Raw genomic sequence first — 18,672 nt, 5'->3', positions numbered from 1 at the left:
CGATAAAATAGACGGATTTTGGAGAGCTTTTAACGTGGAATTATCGCCAAACACGTGTAAATATGCTGCCAGTATAGTTTTCAAGAGGTTTTGAGACAAATCCTATACTGAGCAGCATTTTTTTGTATTGTCGCGATATTATGCCTCTGAAAATTGAGGAAAAATCGCAGGTTTTATCGTGAACGGCATTGATTTTACCAACTGGCGATATTCACAGTAAGGTATCGATAAAATTTAATGTAAAATATTTACATTAATCTCAAAATATTGTAAAATTGTTCTGAGTTATCGTGATATATCGGAATGAGAAAAATGGGAGGAAAGAGATGACATATTATGAAGAAAGAGATGACATTAAAAAGAAACTGTCGCAGCTGCTGGAGATGGAAAAGAAAAAAGTAGAGGAGTTGCGAAGGGAGCTGAAGACGTTGCCCGATGGCGAAATAGTCGTCAAGAAAAACGGAGAGGGCTTTTTCCCGTATAAGCGGCTGGGGAAAAAGGAATGTGGGATAACGAAGGACAGGAAGTTGTGCAGATTGTTGGCGAGAAAGAGGATAGTGCATAACAGGATATCGGTATGTACAGATAATTGCAGATTTCTTCGTAAAATGATACGTATAGCAGATGATGTTAGCGGAAAAACGAAGCGGCAATTTCACAATGTAACATGTGACCGTCTAGGGAATATTTTGTCAGAAGGTGAGTATAGATACAGTAATGATGTATATCGTTGGATGACTGCCTCGTATCGAAAGAATGGATTCATGCCGGAAAATCTGAAGTATGAGACGAAAAGCGGTCTGTGGGTGAGGTCCAAATCGGAGAGGAGTATCGCCGACTTGCTGACGGAGCGAATGACGGGGAAACAGGCTTTGAACTGATTTCATTTCGTAGCGGGATATATGGTTTTAACATTCCTTCGATATGGTCATAATAAATGTAAAATGTTTAACATAGATTTAACTTGAGAAAGATTTTGTATTTAACATTTGAAACTTATAATCAATCACGTACTAAAGAGGAGAAATCAAGTACATAATCAAATCAAAAGAAAGACGAAGGAGATGTATGAAAATGAAAAAGAGCAGATTAGCTAAGGTTCTTACATTAGGTCTCGCTGCAGTGATGATGTTCTCACTGGCAAGCTGCGGAGGCGGCGGAGACAGTGCTGGCGGTGAAGATATCACAGTGGTTTCCCGTGAGGAAGGATCCGGAACCAGAGACGCTTTCACTGAGCTGACAGGAGTTCTTGCAGATGACGTTGACAACACAGTAGACACAGCTGAGATTTCCAACAGCACGTCGGTAGTTATCCAGTCAGTAGCAGGAAACAGCGCGGCCATCGGTTATATCTCGCTGGGTTCCCTGGATGATTCGGTAAAGGCTGTACAGGTTGACGGCGTAGATGCTACAGTTGAGAACGTAACAAGCGGTGACTACAAGCTGCAGAGACCGTTCAACATCGTAACTAACGGAGAGGTCGGCGAACTCCCTCAGGATTTCATCGACTTCATCATGAGCGCTGACGGTCAGGCCATCATCGAAGAGGAAGGCTACATTAAAATAAACGACAGTGCTGAAGCTTATGAGCCAAGCGGTCTTGAAGGAACGATAACTCTGGCAGGATCGACTTCCGTATCACCTGTAATGGAAGTACTGGCTGACGAGTACAAGGCTCTCAACAGCGGAGTTACTATCGAGATCCAGCAGACTGGTTCAGGCGCAGGGATCCAGAGCACTATCGAAGGTGTTTGTGACATAGGTATGGCTTCCAGAGAGCTGGAGGATGAAGAAGCTGCTGAAGGACTTACAAGCCAGGCGATCGCCCTCGACGGTATAGCAGTGATCGTTAACAGCGAAAACTCCGTAGATAACCTGACTACTGAGCAGATCAGACAGATATTCACTGGTGAGATCACTAACTGGGCTGATGTAACTGCTGAGTAAGAAAGAAAACAAACGACAAAAATAAAAGACAGGACAAGAAAGAATAAAATAGGTACAGAAAATGCGAAATTACAGTGAAAATATCATGAAGGTGGTATTCCTTGTAGCAGCATGTGTTTCGATAATAGCAGTAGTACTCATCTGTGTATTCCTGTTCGCGAGCGGCGTACCTGCCATAAAGGAAATCGGGTTCTCCGATTTCCTTCTTGGCGATTCATGGAAACCTAATCAGGATCTGTACGGAATATTTCCTATGATAATAGGAAGTATATATGTCACGGCAGGTGCCATAATCGTAGGAGTTCCCATCGGTCTGCTCTGCGCCGTATTCATGGCTCGCTACTGTCCTAAGGGACTTTACAGGATAATGAAGCCGGCGGTAGATCTGCTGGCAGGGATACCATCCATCGTATATGGATTCTTCGGATTGATGGTGATCGTTCCTCTGGTGCAGGATTCACTGGGGGGAAGCGGTAAATGTCTGCTGACGTCGTCGGTCCTGCTGGGGATCATGATACTGCCGACCATAATAAGCGTATCTGAATCCAACATCAGAGCGGTGCCTGAGTATTATTACGAAGGTGCGCTGGCTCTGGGAGCCACTAAGGAACGAAGTATATTCAGAGTGATACTTCCTGCTGCCAAGATGGGTATACTGGCAGGGATAATACTGGGAATAGGAAGAGCCATCGGAGAGACCATGGCAGTGGTAATGGTCTGCGGGAACCAGGCCATCATGCCGGAAAGCATAACGGCTGGAGTGAGGACTCTGACAGCCAACATAGTTTTGGAAATGGGTTACGCTTCCGGACTCCACAGAGAAGCTCTCATTGCTACCGCGGTAGTGCTTTTCGTGTTCATATTGATAATAAATCTTTCATTTATGGCATTGAAAAGGAGGGCTGACTGATGAAGAAGAAAAAAAGCGGGTCGCTGGATCTGTTTTGGCTTACATATAAGCACAGGCCAGGCTCTCTGATCGTGAGGATCTTGGTACTCATATCTGCGATCTTTACTATTGGCGTATTGTTCTCGCTGATCATATATATACTTGTGAACGGTGTTGCGAATTTGAGCCCTAGACTCTTCGAGTGGGAGTTCAATACCGATAACATGTCTATGATGCCGGCCATCATAAGTACCGTTTACATCACGGCGTTATCGCTGCTGATGGCGGTTCCCGTAGGTATATTCTCGGCTATATATCTGGTGGAATACGCAAAAAGAGGCAGTAAGCTGGTCAAAGTCATCAGGACTACCACAGAAACTCTTCAGGGCATACCTTCGATAGTGTATGGTCTGTTCGGATATATACTGTTCGTTATAACCCTGGGGTGGAGCTATTCCCTGCTGGCAGGAGCGGTGACGCTGGCTATCATGATACTTCCACTTATCATAAGGACGACGGAAGAGGCCCTTATATCGGTCCCTGATTCGTACAGGGAAGGAAGCTTTGGACTGGGAGCCGGGAAGCTGAGAACTGTGTTCAAGATAATACTGCCTTGCGCGGTTCCGGGGATACTGGCGGGAGTCATCCTGGCCATAGGAAGGATAGTAGGAGAGAGCGCGGCGTTGATATTTACAGCCGGAACGGTTGCTCAGGTGCCGGGAAGCCTGTTCGAGTCAGCCAGAACGCTGTCGGTACACATGTACGCGCTGTTGTCAGAAGGTCTTTATACTGAAGAAGCCTATGCGACGGCTGTTGTGCTGCTGGTGCTGGTAATACTGATAAACGGACTTTCGGGATTCATAGCAAAGAAATTAGCGACGAGGTAGCGATATGGATAAATACACAATAGAAAACCTGGAGCTTTTTTACGGTGATTTCAAAGCTCTGAAGAATATAAACATGAAAATACAGGAGAAGGAAATCACCGCTTTCATTGGACCGTCAGGCTGCGGTAAATCCACACTGCTCAAGACTCTGAACCGCATGAACGACCTGGTGGAGGGCTGCCGGATAACAGGCTCGGTGAAGCTGGACGGTGAAGATATATACGGAAAAATAGATGTGAACAATCTGAGGAAGCGTGTCGGGATGGTATTCCAGAAGCCAAATCCGTTCCCGATGAGCATATTCGACAACATCGCCTACGGTCCGAGGACCCATGGTGTGCGGGCAAAATCGAAGCTCAATGAGATAGTGGAAAAGTCCCTCAGGGACGTGGCCATATGGGATGAAGTCAAGGACAGACTCAATAAAAGTGCGTTAGGTCTTTCGGGAGGACAGCAGCAGCGTCTCTGTATAGCGAGAGCACTGGCAGTGGAGCCGGAAGTAATACTGATGGATGAGCCGACATCGGCGCTGGATCCTATATCCACATCTAAGATAGAGGATCTGGCCATAGAGCTGAAAGATAAGTACACTATCATCATCGTCACTCACAATATGCAGCAGGCCGCGAGGATTTCCGACAAAACAGCTTTCTTCCTTTTGGGAGATATGATAGAATTTAATGATACGGAAAAACTGTTTTCGATGCCTGAAGACAAGCGAACAGAGGATTACATTACAGGGAGGTTTGGCTGATGCGTGTTAGATTTGATGAACAGCTTGAACGGCTCAACGTCATGCTGATAGATATGGGAGCCCTTTGCGAGGAAGCCATTACATATGCGGTAAAGGCTCTGGAGACGGGCAAAGATGAGATGAGAAAAAAGACATTCAGCGCCGATGAGCTTATCGACGACAGGGAGAGGGAGATAGAGAGCGTGTGTTTGAAACTACTGCTTCAGCAACAGCCTGTAGCAAAGGATCTGAGACTCATATCCGCGGCTCTCAAGATGATCTCGGATATGGAGAGGATAGGCGATCAGGCTTATGATATAGCTGAGATAACCAAATTCATAAAGGAGGACAGGAGCAGCTTCAACCACGATCACATAAGCGTGATGGCGGACACGGCCATACAGATGGTCACAGAAAGCGTTGATTCCTTCGTCAAGAGAGATATGGATCTGGCCAACAAGGTCATACTGAAGGACGATATAGTAGATGAACTTTTCGACAAGGTAAAGGATGACCTTATCACGGCAGTGACCGAGGACAAAGACTGCGCCGAGTACTTCATAGACATATTGATGATAGCAAAATATCTGGAAAGGATAAGCGACCATGCCGTCAATATAGCTGAATGGGTAATATTCTCCATAACTGGCGAGCATGTCAATGAGAAGAACATCGAAAAGGATAAGATATGATTTATTTTCTTGAGGATGACAACAATATAAGAAATTTCGTGATATACGCGCTGAACAATACAGGCCTTGAAGCAGAGGGATTTGACCATCCGGACGCCTTCTGGGAAGCTATGAAGAAAAAACAGCCGGATCTGTTGCTGTTGGACATCATGCTCCCGGGAGAGGACGGGATATCGATACTTAAGAAGATAAGGAGCAATAACGCTACGAAGACGATGCCTGTGATAATGCTGACAGCCAAAGGGACAGAGTACGATAAAGTCATGGGACTGGATAACGGCGCTGATGACTATGTCTCCAAACCTTTCGGTACCATGGAGCTGATATCAAGGATAAAAGCGCTGCTCAGAAGAGCCGGAAAAAACGACGAGCCTCTGGAATACAGAAAGGAAAATCTCTACCTTTGTCCGTCAAAACACATAGTTAAGGTTGACGATAAAGATATTACGCTCACCCTAAAGGAGTTCGAGCTCCTGTGCATCCTGTTCAAGAATGAAGGCGTCGTTATGACAAGGGATGAGATACTGACCAAGATATGGGGGTATGAATTCGACGGCGAAAACCGTACTGTCGATGTACATATACGTACGCTCCGCTCAAAGCTGGGAAGTGCAGGCAAGCTGATACAGACCGTGCGAGGTCTGGGGTACAAGATAGGAGGCAGTAATGACTAAGAAGATATTCAAGAGCATTTTCACCGTCTCTGTCGCGATAGCAGTGATCTGCTTTTTATGCGTGTCCTTTGTGCTGTACGCGTACTTTGAGGGGATAGTTGAAGGAGAGCTGAAGGAAGAAGCCAGGCTCATTTCCAATGAAGTACAGGAGGATGAAGGCTTTCTCGACAGAGTGGGATATACCGATAACAGAATAACTTTGGTGGCTCCGGATGGGACAGTATTGTTCGACTCCGCTGAAAATGCCGCCGATATGGAAAACCACGGCAGCAGGGAAGAGATAGTGGCAGCGGCTGAAAATGGCGAATCTTTCGTTACCAGATATTCCGATACTCTTTCCACTAAGACCATATACTATGCCGTGGAGTTGGATGACGGGAACATACTGAGGATATCTCAGGAACAGAGTATGGTTGCGCTACTTCTCAGAGGTGTGATAGGTCCGTTCATAGTTATATTGATAATTGCCGTCATCGTTTCCATAGTCATATCGAAGCTGTTGTCCAGGAAAATAGTGGATCCGATCAATGGTATGGATCTCAACGATAATGATGCGGAGGAGCCATATCCTGAGTTGTCGCCTCTTATGGACAAAATAAGGGCTCAGAGCAGGCATATCAATATGCAGCTGGCTGAGATGCAGCGACAGCAGAAGGAATTCACAGCTATCACTGAAAACATGAGCGAAGGTTTCCTGCTGATAGACAAGAATATGGAGATACTCTCCTACAATACGGCAATAATCGATCTGCTGGGCGATCCGGGGATAGAAAACCCGCATACAGCCTTTGAGCTCAACAGGAGCGAAGGATTCAGAACTGCCATAGAGAAAGCGCTTAGCGGTGAGCATAATCAGCAGCCGCTTGAGACGAAGAACAGATACTACAACATCATGGCCAATCCGGTAGTCGAAAAGGCCGATATAGTGGGCGCTGTGGTGATAATCGTCGATGTGACGGAAAAGGAGCAGCGGGAGAAGCTGAGACGGGAATTCACCTCCAACGTATCACACGAGCTTAAAACGCCACTTACCACCATATACGGAGTATCTGACATGATGGCGGAAGGTATAGTGAAACCGGCAGACGTCAAGAGTTTTGGCAGGAATATCAAGGAAGAGTCAGGACGGATGATAAGTCTCATAGACGATATCATAAAACTTTCGAAACTGGATGAGAACTCGTTCCCGGAAGAATATTCCCAGGTAGATCTCTTCGATATGTCAAAGGACGTGATAGAGCGTCTTTCCAGAAAAGCCGAGGAGCAAGGTATAAAGCTCTACTTGGATGGCGAGCACGCTTTCGTGAAAGGTATACCTTCATTATGCAACGAGATAATATATAATCTCTGTGAAAACGCCATAAAGTATAACAAGGAAAATGGCTCCGTCATGATAACTGTAAGCGACCTCAATGAGGGTGCTACTGTTACTGTCGAGGATACAGGTATCGGCATACCGTTCGAGTACAGAGAGAGGATATTCGAGAGATTCTTCAGGATAGATGAGAGCCATTCGTCCACAGTGGACGGAACAGGTCTTGGCCTTTCTATCGTGAAGCACGCCGTATCTTATATGGGCGGGACTATCGAAGTGGAAAGTGCTGAAGGCATCGGAACGAAGATGATCGTAAGATTCCCGCGTCAGAAGTAAGGGCGGACAGCTGCGACGATCGCAGACCGGACTGCGGAACAGATCGCGGTTAACTGAAAAAGCTTTTGATTTGAATAAAATATCATGATACAGGGTCGATATCGCGGTGGATATCGGCTCTGTGTTTTTATATCCGAAATCCGACCAAGCACTGTCAAGTGTCGGTTTCATTCCGGTCGACATATGCCAAACACAGCGATTTATGGGGCGATTTAGGCATAAACAGCTTTCTGAGAGCTGCCTGTGATCCTTCGAATTGCCCAAAGTTTATTATTAAATATGTGTTATAGGCATAAAACTCCTCAGATTGCATGAAAAAAATGCCTAAAAGTCTGCTGTGAAACTTGTTGTTGGCATATTGGCCAAGTAAAATGCCAGCTGATGATCTATTTTTGCTAAAAATGCTTTGCGATCATTGGTTATTGGCAAACCCCTGCAAGTGAAAAGGAGCTGCCGCGTCACGCGGCAGCTCCTGAAAGATATCATATCAGGTCTTATTCGTATCTGGTAACTATTATGCTTGAATTCTGACCACCGAATCCCAGTGCGTTGGACATAGCTGTGTCCACCTTGACTTTTCTTGGTCCTTCTGCCACGAAATCCAGATCACATCGCGGATCGGGAGTCCTGTAGTTGAGGGTAGGAGGGATTATGCCTGTCTGTATCGCCTTGATGCATGCGATAACTTCCGTTATACCACCGGCTCCCATCAAATGTCCCGTGTTGGCCTTAGTAGAGCTGACAGGCGGTATTTTTGCCTTCAGGTCTTCCGGCATCGGAGCTTCGGGGTCGTCCCATCCAAACAGGGTCTTGATAGCTAATGTCTCTATTGGGTCACCCAGAGGCGTCGATGTACCGTGAGCGTTTATGTAATCTATATCTTCAGGTTTCATGCCGGCCTTGGCCAGAGCGTCTGACATGCATTTTACAGCTCCGCTGCCGTCAGGTCTCGGTGAAGTGACATGATAGCCATCGGTGTTGTTTCCCCATCCGGCCAGACGGCACATTATCCCGGCGCCGCGTTTTTTTGCATGTTCTTCTGTTTCCAGAATGATAGCGCCGCCGCCTTCGCCCATCACGAATCCGTCTCTGTCAGCATCGAAAGGACGGCAGGCTGATTTGGGGTCGGGGTTTTTGGAAAGGGCCTTAGCCTGAGCCAGTGTGGATATTATGATAGGGCAATGGGCGCTCTCTCCGCCGACTACCAGCATCACATCAGCTTCTCCCGCATTGAGCAGCATAGCAGCCATACAGATAGCGTCGCCGCCGGAGGAACACGCGGTGCTCACTGTAAAGCTGGGGCCATGTATGCCATATGAGATGGCGATGTGGGCGGCTCCCAGATTCCCCAGTATCTTGGGAAGAAAGCGAGGGCTGACCTTCTTCTTGCCGTCTACGCTGTAAAGCTTTTCTGTTTCTGTTATTTCCGCAGTACCGTTGAGGGCCGTAGCCATGACGATACCGATGCGTCCGGCTTCGGCATCTATATTTATCCCGCTCTGTTCGATGGCTTCTTTGGCAGAAGCGTAGGCGAATTGCATGAACATACCGGTCTCTTTACTCAGTTTGGACGGCATGTAATCCTTGGGATCGAACTCCTTGACTTCTCCGGCTATCTGGATGGGAAGATCATCGTCGTGAAAACGGGTGATCTTTTCGATGCCGCATTTCATATCGAGTATTCCCTGCCAATAGTCACCTACTCCTATACCTATGGGAGTAACAGCTCCCATGCCTGTAATGACCAAGTTTTTCATATCGTAAAAGTCCTCCTGAAATTTGCCGATTATTAATATTTTAACATATACAGGGGCAAAAGTCATCGCTAATTGTGTAAAATTATTGACAGGGTCTGTCGTATCGGATATGATTGGACATATACGGCAGAGGGAGGGTATCATGCTCAAGAAGGAAAAGATAGACAGAATAAACCATCTGGCAAGAAAGGCCAAGAGCGAGGGGCTTACGGAGGAGGAAAAGGCTGAACAGCAGCTGTTGCGTAAGGAATATTTAGAGAAGTTCAGGGAACATTTCAGAGGCCATCTGGACAGAGTGAAGTTCGTGGAGGATCTGTCGGAAGAAGAATTGGCGGAGATACAGGAACAGAAAAAAAGACAAAATTAGTGATTTGACGACGGCGGGAAACACCAGTTTTCTCGCCTTTTTTATTCTATTATGGAGAAGAGACGTCAGGGGAAGAAGGCGGCTCTGAAATAAAGAAGAAAAGGTGGGAAAAGGGGAACGGGAATGAAAGGGAGATATTTTAAATGGATAGCCATATTGGCAGCGGCGTGCGTGCTGGGCATGGTGCTGCTGGGCGCCACTGCTGACAGGGAAGTCTATCAGGTGAGACAGCTGCTGGAAAAGCGCAGCAACATCATGGAAAAGACGTTGTTCGGAGAGATAACGTATGATGAGGGAAAAAGACAGCTCAAGGAAGTGGAGGCGGACAAGCTGTACAGAGATGATGTGGAGGCTCTGACTCAGTTCGAGGATACGGATCTGGAGAGGACAAGAGCCATGGATGTGATAGAGCTGGAAAAGAAGAGCCATGTCTACGACAGGATGTCCTTCTATGGCAAGATAAAATGGACGATTTCCGGGATGGAAGGTGTGTATGATGAGATATATGAGTACGATATAGGGGTGTCGTCCGAGGATGGGGAGTACAGGTTGATATCCTTCGAAGCGAGGGATTGACGGATGGAGACAAACATTAAACTGTCGTGACGTGACGTGCGGCGGTGAAGATATGCGTTGCGCACGATTTAAACCTACTAAAACAATAGGAAAATATTTCTTTTTGTTGTCAAAACGTATTGCAATCTTCATCAAAATAGTATAATATAAAAACATCAGAGAAACAACATACATAATTTTGAATATAAAAGGAGTTGGATCACATGAAACAGGTATATCTCGATTACGCGGCGACGACACCTGTAAAGGAAGAGGTAGTCAGAGAAATGCTGCCTTATTATACGGAAGTTTACGGCAATCCGTCCAGCCTCTATTCGCCAGGGCTTGAAGCAAAGGCAGGTCTTGACGAAGCCAGGAAGAGGGTAGCCGATCTGATAAAGGCTGATCCGAAGGAGATATTCTTCACCTCCTGCGGAACGGAGGCCGATAACTGGGTGCTGGAAGGGGTCGCCGACTCGCTGAAGGATAAGGGAAAGCATATAATAACCAGCAGGATAGAGCATCACGCGATACTCCACACATGCGAGTATCTCGAAAAACACGGTTACGAGGTGACGTATCTGGATGTGGACGGCGACGGCTTCGTATCGCCTGAGGCGCTGGAAAAAGCCATCAGAGATGATACGATCCTGGTCAGCATAATGATGGTGAACAACGAAGTGGGAACGATAGAGCCCATCAGAGAGCTGGCGGCTGTGGCGAAGGCAAGAGGGGTGCTTTTCCACACCGACGCTGTACAGGCGCTGGGTAATATCCCGATAGATGTAAAGGATCTGGGAGTGGATTTTCTCTCCATGTCGGCTCACAAGATATACGGGCCTAAGGGAGTGGGAGCTCTCTACATGAGAAAAGGCCTGAGGATCACCAATTACATGCACGGAGGCGCTCAGGAAAGCAAGCGCAGAGCCGGTACGGAAAACGTAGCCGGGATCGTCGGCTTCGGCAAGGCGGCGGAGCTGGCGGGACAGAACCTCGAAAGCCATATGGCTGACCTCCGGGAGCTGAGGGATTACTTCTGGGAGAAGATCCGGACTAACATCACCGGCGTACAGCTCAACGGTTCGGCTGAAAAGCGCCACCCGGGAAACCTCAACGTTTCCTTCGACTACATCGAGGGAGAAGCGATCCTGCTGATGCTGGACGCGGGCGGTATCAGCGTTTCGACCGGATCGGCATGTTCCTCAAAATCTCTCGTCCCGTCTCATGTGCTGGACGCGCTGGGCGTTCCTATCACGAAGATGAACGGTACGGTGAGATTCACGATAGGAGATTTCACTACTAAGGAAGATATAGATTACGTCGCTGACGTATTGACAAAAGTCGTAGAACGACTCAGAGAATTGTCTCCGGTAACGGGACAGGAAGGATGGTAATTGACATGGCACTGTATAACGATAAGGTAATGGAACATTTCATGAATCCCCACAACGTCGGGGAAATAGAGAACGCCGATGGTCTGGGTACCTACGGGAGCCCGGTCTGCGGAGACATGATGCAGATCTCCATAAAGGTGGACGACGATGAGAAGATAACGGACGCCAAGTTCAAGACCTTTGGCTGCGGGAGCGCTATAGCTTCATCCAGCATGGCTACCGACATGATAATAGGCATGAGCGTGGAAGAGGCACTGGAGCTCTCCAACAAGAAGATCGTCGAGGAGCTGGGAGGCCTCCCGGCCGTGAAGGTACACTGCTCCGTCCTGGCGGAGCACGCCATAAAGGCGGCGATATACGATTACGCGCAGAAGCACGGCAAGACCTACAAGGGCCTTGAAGGATTCGACCCTGATGCGGAAGAGGATCATCACCATGACATCGATGAAGAAGAATAAAGTGATATTGGGACTGAGCGGCGGAGTGGACAGCACTGCCGCCGCTTTGATATTGCAGGAAAATGGCTACGACGTGACGGGGCTTTACTTCGACGTGACGCCGGAGGCGACGGCATCGGGAGAGGGGCGAAGGAGGGCCGAGAAGGCGGCGGAGCAGCTTTCCATAGATTTTGTCTACAGGGACGTGAGCCGTGACTTCGAGGATATCGTCATCGGTGATTTCTGCCGCCAGTACGGCTGCGGCAGGACGCCCAACCCCTGTATCGTGTGCAATCCGGAGGTGAAGTTCAGGACGCTGCTGGAGGCGGCCGATTCCCTGGGAGCCCATTACATAGCTACAGGCCATTACGCCGACACTTTCCACGACGAAGGGACGGGAAAATGGTACATCAGGAAGGCCGACAACGTCAGAAAGGATCAGTCCTACATGCTCTACAGGCTGGGCCAGGAGGCCATATCGAGGCTGCTGCTGCCCCTCAGCAACGTGGAGGACAAGGAGCAGGTGCGGGAGATGGCCCGGGCCAGAGCACTGGAAAACTCCGAAGCAAGGGACAGCCAGGAGATATGCTTCATTCCTGAAGGAGACGACTACAAGGAGTTTCTCAGGAGAAGGGGGCTGAGGCCGCCCGGCGGGGATTTCGTCGACAGGGACGGCAATGTGCTGGGCCAGCACGGCGGTATACTGGATTTTACCATCGGACAGCGGAAGGGGCTGGGGATAGCGCTGGGAAAACCGGCCTTCGTTACGGCCATCGACAGCGATACCAACCGGGTGGTGCTGGGAAGCAACGAAGACCTGTTCCGGCGGGAGATATTCTCGGAGGAAAATGTGCTGACGAACGAATCATGGCTGGAGGACGAGGGCCTCACGGCTAAGATACGATATGCGTCGAAGCCGGCTCCCGTGCGGCTGGAACGGGTGGGAGACGACAGGATAAAGGCCTGCTTCGATGAGCCTCAGAGGGCGGCGACGCCGGGCCAGTCCATCGTATTCTATAAAGATGACCTGGTCGTCGGGGGAGGATTCATCGCGTCACGCGGTAAGAAGGAGGATTCAAGATGAGCGAGATGAAAAAGATTCACACGGAAAAAGCGCCTGCGGCGGTAGGGCCGTATTCGCAGGCTGTAGAAGCTGGCGGTATGATCTACACATCGGGTCAGATACCGCTGGATCCGGCCAGCGGCCAGCTGGTAGGCGGCGACATAAAGGCGCAGGCCGACAGAGCCATCAGAAATGTGCTGGCGGTGCTGGAAGAGGCCGGCATCGGCGCCGACAGGGTGGTAAAGACCATGTGCTTCCTGGCGGACATGGGGGATTTCGCCGATTTCAATGAGGTGTACGCCGGATATTTCACCGGGAAGCCGGCCAGGTCATGCGTGGCGGTGAAGGAGCTGCCTAAGGGTGCGCTTTGTGAGATAGAAGTCATCGCGATCCGCTGACGGAAAATGCGGATGCGGCAGGAATAACCGGAGAAAATGCGAGCAGGGCTGTCTGATACTTTCAGGCAGCCCTGTTGACATTATTTATCATGAACAGCGGATGAGTATTGACCGCAATATGGGAAAGAAGTATAATGTCGCCGTTGAGTTAGTGTACACTAATCTAATTTGTAACAACTAACTATTTTGAGAAAGCTGTGAAGCGCCGGGAACCTTCCGGCGTGCACGAAGTTAACGGAGGGCATGATGTATCATGCAGGTGGAATATGTTTATAGAAATCAAGAATGCGGTAAAAAAATACGGTAAAGGCGACGCGCTGGTATACGCCCTCGACGGGGCCGACTTTCAGTTGGAAAAAGGCGGGATATGCGTGGTACTGGGCCCGTCGGGATCGGGAAAAAGCACCCTTCTGGATATCATAGGAGGCCTCGACACCATGGATTCGGGGACGCTGCGCGTCGACGGCAAAGCTCTTGAAAATGCGGACCAGAAGCAGTTGACGGAATACAGAAGATCGGATATAGGCTTTGTCTTCCAGTCGTACAATCTGATACCTGATCTGACAGTCAGGGAGAACATCGAGGTAGTGGCAGATATTTCCGAAAATCCGCTGTCTGTCGAAGACGTCCTTGCAGCGCTGGAGATGGGACAGTATGTGAGCCGTTTCCCAAGGGAGCTTTCGGGAGGACAGCAGCAGAGGGTGGCGATTGCCCGGGCGCTGATCAAAAATCCCCAACTGCTGCTCTGCGATGAGCTTACGGGAGCCCTTGATACGAGATCATCCAAGGAGGTTCTTAAATACATCGCCAGGGTAAACGAGCAGTTCGGCACCACTGTTATTATCGTAACACATAACGAGGAGATCCAGCACATGGCCGACCGTATTACGCGCATAAAAGACGGAAAAGTCATATCAAACACCGCCAATAATGATAAGAAAAGTGTTGAGGAGCTGGAATTCTAATGAAGATAAACAAACGCATAATTCGAAACATCGGACATAACAGATCATTCTATATATCCAGCATACTGCTGACCGTTTTCACGGTTTCCTTTCTGATCGCATCCATTTCCACGGGAGATACTCTGAACAACACCATGGACGAATTCCTCAAGGGCACGAAGGTGGAGCAGGGCAAGTATTATACGGCTGTGCCCATGAACAGCGATGACATCAGAGACGTGGAAGATAAATATAATGTCACCATTGAAGAACAGAAATATATAGAGAGCGGCGAAAATGACAAGACTGTCCGCGTATTTCAGAAAACGGAGAAGGTCAACAGATATGTCGTTACTGAAGGGCAGGACGCGGATGGAGCAGATGAGATACTGCTGACTGAAAACTTTGCGAAGGAAAACGGATACGACATAGGCGACAGCATAGAGATCGAAGGCGATGAGTACAGGATCACGGGATACTGCATCCGCGGCGATTACGTCTATATGCTTGAAAACGGGCAGGAGACATATGTCAACAACAAGGGCTTCGGTCTGGCCATCGTGAGCAAAGAGGCATTCGACAAATTCGATAACCCGGGATTGTATTATTCCATACGATATGGCGAAGACAACGTTCAGGAAGTGAGAAAATGCCTGCACGATGAATACGACATGACCAGCTATACTGCGGACTATGCGAACACCAGGATAAAATACACCGAGGTGCAGGGTGAGAATTACAGCAGCATGGGGGTTATGATTTCCGCAGTGCTGTTCGTTCTCATTATGCTGATCATCACACTGACCCTGGGGAGGACGCTTAAACGTGAGCAGAAGCAGATCGGCGTTCTCATGGCTCTCGGATACAGGAAGAGGGAGATCGCAGCGCACTATATGAAGTTTGCCGCGGTCCCAGGTATTGCAGGAAGCCTTTTGGGAATAGCAGCCGGCATCCCTTTTGCCAGGGGATATACATATATGACTTTCACCGATTTCGAACCGGTACCGTATGAAATGGCATACAACACGGCCAGCATGCTGGCAGGACTTCTGATCCCTACGGTCTTATACGTGCTGACAGCGTATTTCGTCGTCATGAAAATGCTCAGAAATCCAAGCAAGGAGCTGCTGCGGGGAAATGTGGGGCTGAATCTGAGCAAGATGAAGAAAGCGCTGTCTCATTCAAACATCCGGGCACGAACGAAGTTTAAGATCCGCGGACTGCTGCTCAACCCCGGAAGAACGATAATAGCGTGCCTGGGGCTTATGATTGCGGGAACATCGTTGATCGCAGGCTTCGTCATGAAGGATTCCTGCGAATATATCATAGAGAAGGGGCTTGAAAACGCAGGTTCGTATCAGTACCAGTATTACTTCACATCGCCAAGGAGCGAAGAGATAGAGGATGGCGAGCCTTTCGTTTCGGGAACCTTTGAGGTGGAAGGCAGCGACGTCTCATTCGGATTAAGCGGGATAGAGGAGGATTCGAAATTCGTGAACCTGAACACCGTATCCGGAAACGATGCGGAATACGGCGGTTATTATATGACGATGGCGGCGGCAACTACCTACGGAGTAGAGGCGGGAGATAAATTCACATTTTTCAATCCGGCAACTATGGAGAAGACGACAGTTACTGTAAGCGATATTATCGACGACAATACGCAGGTGGCGCTGTATACGAGCCTTGACAATGCGGCTGAGATCCTGGGTCTTGACGCCGGGTTCTACACCGCTGTCATGTCCGACAGGGAACTGGATTATCCGGAAAGCGAGATCCTCTCGGAGCGTTCCAAGGATTCCATGCGGACATCGCTGGAAAACTACCTGGGGCCGGTCATGATGGTAATGTATATACTTATCATCCTCGGTATCGCCATTGGCTTCACGGTGACATATCTTACGGTAAATATGATCATAGAGGAAAACCGCTACACGATCACCATGCTCAAGATACTGGGGTTCAGAAAGAAGGAGATCAACGGCATGCTGCTGAACATGAACCATATACTTGTTCCGATAGGATTTTTGCTGAGCATACCTTTCGGGCTTGCAATCTGCACGGCAGCTCTTGCGGACACGGTCGAGAGCTTTTCCATGTACATTGAAGCGCATATCGCACCGATGAGCCTGCTGATCTGTCTGGTACTGCTGTGTTTCGCATATTTCGCTTCGCTGTCCGTGCTTAAAGGCAAGGTGACGCGTGTGAATATGGTTTCGGAGTTAAAGGAAAGAACGGAATAGGGGACAGAAGGATAGTTAAAATGAGAGAAAAAGCGAAAGAATTGTATGAAGTGGGACAGGTACCGCCTCTCGGGGTGATCCCGAAAAAAATGTACGCATGGACTCTGCGGGAAGACAGGCTTGGCGAGCCGGAGCATGCTTTCAGAAAAGAGATAGTAGATGTGCCGGAAATAGGCGATGACGAGATGCTGGTGTGCAATATGGCCTGCGGGATAAATTACAACGGAGTCTGGGCGGCGCTGGGAACGCCGCGAAACGTAATATATGCGCATCAGCGGTACGAGAAAAAACGGGGATTCCTCATATGCGGAAGCGAATCGAGCGGGATCGTATATAAAACGGGGAAGAATGTGACGGATTTTAACGTGGGAGATGAGGTAATATGCACGGGCATCCAGTATGATAAAACATGCCCGGTATACAGGAAGACCAGAGACCCGAGAGTGAGCCCCACATTCAGAATCTGGGGATACGAAGGCAACTTCGGCGCTTTCGCTCAGTTCTCGAAAGTTAAAGACGTGCAGTGCCTTATCAAGCCTGAAGAGCTGACATGGGTACAGGCTGCAGGATGCACGGCGACAGGCGGAACGATATACAGCATGCTTACGCACTGGGAGGGCAACAGGATCAAAGAAGGCGATGTCGTGCTGATATGGGGCGGAGCGGGCGGACTCGGCAGCAGCGCCATTCCCATCGTAAAGGCAATGGGCGGCATCCCTGTGGCGGTAGTATCCTCCGATGACAGAGGAAGACAGTGCATGGAGCTGGGAGCTAAGGGGTTCATAAACAGAAGCGACTATGATCACTGGGGTATGCTGACAGAGGACCTCTACGGTGATAAAAAGGCCTACAACAGATGGATACGCAATGTCCTGAAGATGAGGAAAAGAATATGGGAAGTGGTCGGAGAGGAGAGAAATCCGGACATAATTCTCGAGCATCCGGGGAGGGACACTCTGCCCACATCGATGTTTCTGTGCGCCGAGAAGGGCATGGTGGTCATCTGCGGAGCGACAACGGGATTCTTAGGGACGCTGGATCTGAGATATCTGTGGCTCAACCTCAAACGTCTTCAGGGTTCCCACGCGGCAGTGCTGGAGGAGGGAAAGGAGTATCTCAGGCTTCTGGTGGAAAAGGGGCTGCCTGTCTCAGTAGGCGAAATAGTCACCTTCGACGAAATATCAAAATGCCAGCAGTCCATGTATGAGAACAATACCACCAGTGGAAACGCAGTGGCGCTGATCGGAGCCGCGGGGAAAGAGGCGTAGACTCATGGCGGCAAAAAGTGAATTCGACGGATGGGTTCAGTTCAGGACCCCGAAACGCTGCCCGCAGTGCCGGCTGATATGTTTTCCTTTCGCAGGTGGAGGCGCCAGTCAGTATGCAGCCTGGAAAAGCCTGATGGGAGACAGCATAGAGGTGGTTCCGGTACAGCTGCCGGGAAGGGAAAACCGTATAAACGAAGACTTTGTTACCGATGCGGAGGTTCTTACGGAAAGCCTTTTCAAAGGCCTGGAACCGCTGTTGAGAGACATACCCTTCTTTCTGTTCGGACACAGCATGGGCGGTATGCTGGCATACAAGTTTGAACAGACGATAGAAGACAGAATGGGACTGCAGGCGGAGAAGGTGTTCGTATCGGCCACAAGCCTTGATGAAGATATATCGGAGGCGGGAATCAGCAGCCTCCCCGAGGATGAATTTATAGAAGAAGTAAACAGGTATGGCGGTCTGGAAAAGGAGCTCTGGGATTATCCGGAATATCTGGACCTGTATATCAGGATCCTGAGACAGGATTTTAAGCTGATTGAAAGCTACAGTATAAACAGAAGCCGGCGTATCGAGGCTCCCGTCCACGTGTATTACGGGACCGAAGACAGGATGGCAGGCAGTACCCAGGCGAGAAGCTGGGAAAAATACACCCTTTCGGAATTCAGCATGATGGAATTCGCAGGCGGGCATTTTTTTATCAAAGACAGGAAAGAAGAGCTCTGCAGAGATTTAAAGCGGAGAATAGAAACGCATCTCAGATGAGACAAGG

At 49.0% G+C, this 18,672-nt stretch carries 19 protein-coding genes; 18 read left to right on the top strand and 1 reads right to left on the bottom strand.

The features are described from left to right. Positions 1-326: 326 nt before the first annotated feature. From ACQY69_RS02680 to ACQY69_RS02645, 8 genes are all read left to right on the top strand, one after another. A complete protein-coding gene (locus ACQY69_RS02680; RefSeq protein WP_428258405.1) occupies positions 327-881 on the top strand; it encodes a hypothetical protein in 555 nt (184 codons plus the stop codon). A gap of 193 nt (positions 882-1,074) precedes the next feature. Next, positions 1,075-1,947: a substrate-binding domain-containing protein gene (locus ACQY69_RS02675; protein WP_428258404.1), complete on the top strand. Its 873-nt coding sequence runs from the start codon at positions 1,075-1,077 to the stop codon at positions 1,945-1,947. A gap of 61 nt (positions 1,948-2,008) precedes the next feature. Then, a complete protein-coding gene (pstC, locus tag ACQY69_RS02670; RefSeq protein WP_428258402.1) occupies positions 2,009-2,857 on the top strand; it encodes a phosphate ABC transporter permease subunit PstC in 849 nt (282 codons plus the stop codon). Continuing rightward, a complete protein-coding gene (gene pstA, locus ACQY69_RS02665; RefSeq protein ID WP_428258400.1) occupies positions 2,857-3,723 on the top strand; it encodes a phosphate ABC transporter permease PstA in 867 nt (288 codons plus the stop codon). The genes pstC and pstA overlap by 1 nt, the downstream gene beginning before the upstream one ends. Before the next feature lie 4 nt (positions 3,724-3,727). Then, entirely contained in the window at positions 3,728-4,477 is a 750-nt protein-coding gene (pstB, locus tag ACQY69_RS02660) for a phosphate ABC transporter ATP-binding protein PstB (RefSeq protein ID WP_428258398.1), read from the top strand. Beyond that, the gene (phoU, locus tag ACQY69_RS02655) at positions 4,477-5,148 is read left to right on the top strand and encodes a phosphate signaling complex protein PhoU (RefSeq protein WP_428258397.1); all 672 of its coding nucleotides are present in this window, start codon (positions 4,477-4,479) and stop codon (positions 5,146-5,148) included. Before pstB ends, phoU begins: the two co-directional genes overlap by 1 nt. After that, positions 5,145-5,822 (top strand): response regulator transcription factor, encoded by a 678-nt coding sequence (locus ACQY69_RS02650; protein ID WP_428258395.1) that lies wholly within the window; start codon positions 5,145-5,147, stop codon positions 5,820-5,822. Before phoU ends, ACQY69_RS02650 begins: the two co-directional genes overlap by 4 nt. Further along, positions 5,815-7,473, top strand: a complete 1,659-nt coding sequence (locus ACQY69_RS02645; RefSeq protein ID WP_428258394.1) for an ATP-binding protein — start codon at positions 5,815-5,817, stop codon at positions 7,471-7,473. Before ACQY69_RS02650 ends, ACQY69_RS02645 begins: the two co-directional genes overlap by 8 nt. A gap of 494 nt (positions 7,474-7,967) precedes the next feature. On the opposite strand, the gene ACQY69_RS02640 is transcribed toward ACQY69_RS02645, so the two are convergent. Further along, positions 7,968-9,230, bottom strand: coding sequence for a beta-ketoacyl-[acyl-carrier-protein] synthase family protein (locus tag ACQY69_RS02640; RefSeq protein WP_428258392.1), 1,263 nt, complete (start codon positions 9,228-9,230; stop codon positions 7,968-7,970). A 142-nt stretch (positions 9,231-9,372) separates the two neighbouring features. Between ACQY69_RS02640 and ACQY69_RS02635 the strand changes: the two genes are divergently transcribed. The 10 genes from ACQY69_RS02635 to ACQY69_RS02590 all read left to right on the top strand — a co-directional run bounded on the left by ACQY69_RS02635 (position 9,373) and on the right by ACQY69_RS02590 (position 18,665). After that, complete coding sequence (locus ACQY69_RS02635) at positions 9,373-9,597, top strand: DUF896 domain-containing protein (RefSeq protein ID WP_428258390.1); 225 nt, start codon at positions 9,373-9,375, stop codon at positions 9,595-9,597. Between the two features lie 123 nt (positions 9,598-9,720). Continuing rightward, positions 9,721-10,173 carry a hypothetical protein gene (locus ACQY69_RS02630; RefSeq protein WP_428258389.1) on the top strand — a complete coding sequence of 151 codons (453 nt, stop codon included), beginning with the start codon at positions 9,721-9,723 and terminating at the stop codon, positions 10,171-10,173. Between the two features lie 203 nt (positions 10,174-10,376). Next, the gene (gene nifS / locus ACQY69_RS02625) at positions 10,377-11,546 is read left to right on the top strand and encodes a cysteine desulfurase NifS (protein ID WP_428258388.1); all 1,170 of its coding nucleotides are present in this window, start codon (positions 10,377-10,379) and stop codon (positions 11,544-11,546) included. 11 nt (positions 11,547-11,557) lie between these two features. After that, positions 11,558-12,004, top strand: coding sequence for a Fe-S cluster assembly scaffold protein NifU (gene nifU / locus ACQY69_RS02620; protein WP_428261002.1), 447 nt, complete (start codon positions 11,558-11,560; stop codon positions 12,002-12,004). Further along, positions 11,961-13,067: a tRNA 2-thiouridine(34) synthase MnmA gene (gene mnmA, locus ACQY69_RS02615; protein ID WP_428258386.1), complete on the top strand. Its 1,107-nt coding sequence runs from the start codon at positions 11,961-11,963 to the stop codon at positions 13,065-13,067. The genes nifU and mnmA overlap by 44 nt, the downstream gene beginning before the upstream one ends. 5 nt (positions 13,068-13,072) lie before the next feature. Then, complete coding sequence (locus tag ACQY69_RS02610; RefSeq protein ID WP_428261001.1) at positions 13,073-13,444, top strand: RidA family protein; 372 nt, start codon at positions 13,073-13,075, stop codon at positions 13,442-13,444. 266 nt (positions 13,445-13,710) lie between these two features. Continuing rightward, the gene (locus ACQY69_RS02605; protein WP_428258384.1) at positions 13,711-14,409 is read left to right on the top strand and encodes an ABC transporter ATP-binding protein; all 699 of its coding nucleotides are present in this window, start codon (positions 13,711-13,713) and stop codon (positions 14,407-14,409) included. Beyond that, complete coding sequence (locus ACQY69_RS02600; protein WP_428258382.1) at positions 14,409-16,631, top strand: ABC transporter permease; 2,223 nt, start codon at positions 14,409-14,411, stop codon at positions 16,629-16,631. Before ACQY69_RS02605 ends, ACQY69_RS02600 begins: the two co-directional genes overlap by 1 nt. 20 nt (positions 16,632-16,651) lie before the next feature. Next, positions 16,652-17,899, top strand: a complete 1,248-nt coding sequence (ccrA, locus tag ACQY69_RS02595; protein ID WP_428258380.1) for a crotonyl-CoA carboxylase/reductase — start codon at positions 16,652-16,654, stop codon at positions 17,897-17,899. 4 nt (positions 17,900-17,903) lie between these two features. Next, a complete protein-coding gene (locus tag ACQY69_RS02590; RefSeq protein ID WP_428258379.1) occupies positions 17,904-18,665 on the top strand; it encodes a thioesterase II family protein in 762 nt (253 codons plus the stop codon). Positions 18,666-18,672 lie beyond the last annotated feature (7 nt).

Origin of the sequence: Gallibacter sp. Marseille-QA0791 (genome assembly GCF_965119705.1) — a bacterium.
GTDB lineage: Bacteria > Bacillota > Clostridia > Peptostreptococcales > Anaerovoracaceae > Lentihominibacter > Lentihominibacter excrementipullorum.
This window is presented reverse-complemented; position numbering and strand designations above follow the sequence as displayed.